Genomic DNA, 2,396 nt, shown 5'->3' with positions numbered 1-2,396 from the left:
CACGGGGCGGTGCCGTGCTGATGCTGCGCCAGGAAGAAGCCGGCAGCCACCCCGGCACCCCCACAGCCAGCCGGGAATACGCCACCCGTCGCCGGAGCGGCGAGCAGATTTACGCTGCGAGGTGGCGCCTCGACGGGACGGCTTGTTACGCGGGCTGGCCATGAATTACATCTCCTCTGGGGCACTGACCCCCATCAGATCCAGCCCGTTGCGCAGCACCTGACGCGTGGCCAGACCGAGCGCCAGGCGGGTGTTGCGCAGCGTGTCGTCTTCGACCATGACCTTGACGGCGTTGTAGCAGGTGTGGAAGTCGCCCGCCAGATCCAGCAGGTACTGGGCCACCTGCTGAGGCTCGCGGTTGCGGGTCGCATGCTCCACCACTTCCGGGTAGCGGGCCAGGCGGTTGAGCACGGCTTTTTCCTGATCGCTGTCCAGCAGCGCCAGGTTGGCCATCGCCACGCCGTGGTCGAAGGGCTGGCCTGCCTCTTCGGCCTTGCGCAGCATGCTGCATACCCGGGCATGGGCGTACTGGATGTAGTACACCGGGTTGTCGTTGGACTGGGAGCGCGCCAGATCGATATCGAAGGTCAGCTGCGAGTCGGCGCGGCGCGCGGCCAGGAAGAAGCGGGTGGCGTCACGGCCGACTTCGTCGATCAGGTCGCGTATGGTGACGTAGCTGCCTGCACGCTTGGACAGTTTCACTTCCACGCCCGAGCGGGTCACCATGACCATCTGGTGCAGCACATAGTCGGGCCAGCCCTGCGGAATGCCCACGCCGAGTGCCTGCAAGCCTGCACGTACGCGGGTAACGGTAGAGTGGTGGTCGGCGCCCTGCTCGTTGATCACGGTCTTGAAGCCGCGCTGCCACTTGTTCAGGTGGTAGGCCACGTCGGGCAGGAAGTAGGTGTAGCCGCCTTCACGCTTGCGCATGACGCGGTCCTTGTCGTCGCCGAAGTCGGTGGTGCGCAGCCATAGCGCGCCATCCTGCTCGTAGGTGTGGCCGTTGGCGAACAGCGTCTCGACAGTGGCCTCGACCTTGCCGTCCTCGTAGAGGGATGATTCGAGGAAGTAGACGTCGAATTCGACGCCGAAGGCCTTGAGGTCTAGGTCCTGTTCGCGGCGCAGCCAGGCCACGGCGAACGCCTGAATGGCTTCCAGGTCGTCGGCATCGGCCTTGGCCGTCACCTTGCGGTCGTCGGCGGTGACCGTCTTTCCGGCCATGTAATCGGTGGCCACATCGACGATGTATTCACCGCGATAGCCATCGGCAGGCCAGCTCTCGTCCTCGGGGCCCAGCCCCTTGGCACGGGCCTGCACGGAGAGCGCGAGATTGTTGATTTGCGCGCCCGCGTCGTTGTAGTAGAACTCCCGAGTGACGTCATAGCCGCTGGCTTCCAGCAGGCGGCAGAGGCAGTCGCCAATCGCCGCGCCGCGACCATGGCCCACGTGCAGCGGGCCCGTGGGGTTGGCCGAGACGAACTCCACCTGCACTTTTTCACCCTTGCCGATCAGGCTGCGACCAAAGGCGTCGCCGCTATCCAGCACCTGGGCAACGATCTGGGCGGCGGCATCGGCGGCGGCAAAGAAGTTGATGAATCCGGGGCCTGCGATGTCGGTTTTCTGAATGGCGTCGCTGGCGGGCAGGGCGGCTACCAGGGCGTCGGCTAGCTCTCGGGGCTTCATGCTGGCGGGTTTGGCCAGCATCAGGGCCAGGTTGGTGGCGTAGTCGCCGTGGGCTTTGTCCTTGGTGGGGTCGACCTTGATGGCCGGCTGTACATCGTTGGGCAGCACGCCTTGGTGCTTGAGCGCATCAACGGCGCCTTCGAGCAAAGCAATAATCGTGTCTTTCATGTCAATATCCGGGTGTCTTCGGTGGCGGCGTGTGCAAGCGCCCAAATGGTGCAGCGTCAAAACGGCCATTATCGGCAATTGGCGCGCAGTTTCAAAGCCGTATTCCAGGCCGGGGCAGGCTGGGCGTCGCGGGCGTGGTCATGGCTAGGCCAGTGTTTGCGGGTCGATGTCCACGGACCAGCGCACCTTGCGCGCATCGCGATGAGCTTCCAGCCACTGTACCAGCCAGTGGGCCGCCGTGTGTCGGTGGCTGCGTTTCTGGGCCGTGATCATGACATGCAGGTGGTAGCGATTCTGGCGGCGCTCCATGGGGGCTGGCACTGGCCCCAGGCAGCGTACCGGCAGGTTGGCATCCGTGAGCCACTGGCGCAAGGCCTGTGCAGCCTGCTGAGCCAGCGCCATGGCAGCAGGCTCCTGGGGGCTTTCGACGCGCAGTAGCGCCATGAAACAGAACGGGGGAAGCTGTGCCAGCCTTCGTTCTTCCAGCAGGTTGCGGGCCAGGGCGCCATAGCCATGTTCGGCCAGCTGGCCCAGATGGGGGTCGT

1 protein-coding gene and 1 pseudogene are annotated in these 2,396 nt (G+C 65.0%); both read right to left on the bottom strand.

Annotation, left to right across the window (positions count from 1 at the left end; all coding sequences use genetic code 11):
• Positions 1-165 precede the first annotated feature (165 nt).
• Positions 166-1,851 carry an arginine--tRNA ligase gene (argS, locus tag B7L71_RS04870; RefSeq protein WP_081136342.1) on the bottom strand — a complete coding sequence of 562 codons (1,686 nt, stop codon included), beginning with the start codon at positions 1,849-1,851 and terminating at the stop codon, positions 166-168.
• A gap of 144 nt (positions 1,852-1,995) precedes the next feature.
• A pseudogene (locus B7L71_RS04865) lies at positions 1,996-2,396 on the bottom strand (primosomal protein N'); the annotation flags it as partial.

The organism is Halomonas sp. BC2, assembly GCF_002078115.1.
Lineage (GTDB): Bacteria > Pseudomonadota > Gammaproteobacteria > Pseudomonadales > Halomonadaceae > Vreelandella > Vreelandella stevensii.
Note: the sequence above shows the minus strand (reverse complement) of the source record. Positions and strands in the feature narration are given on the sequence as shown.

Coding starts and splice junctions, on each gene's coding strand:
- argS (WP_081136342.1), bottom strand. CDS start 1,851: ATGAAAGACACGATTATTGCTTTGCTCGAAGGCGCCGTTGATGCGCTC.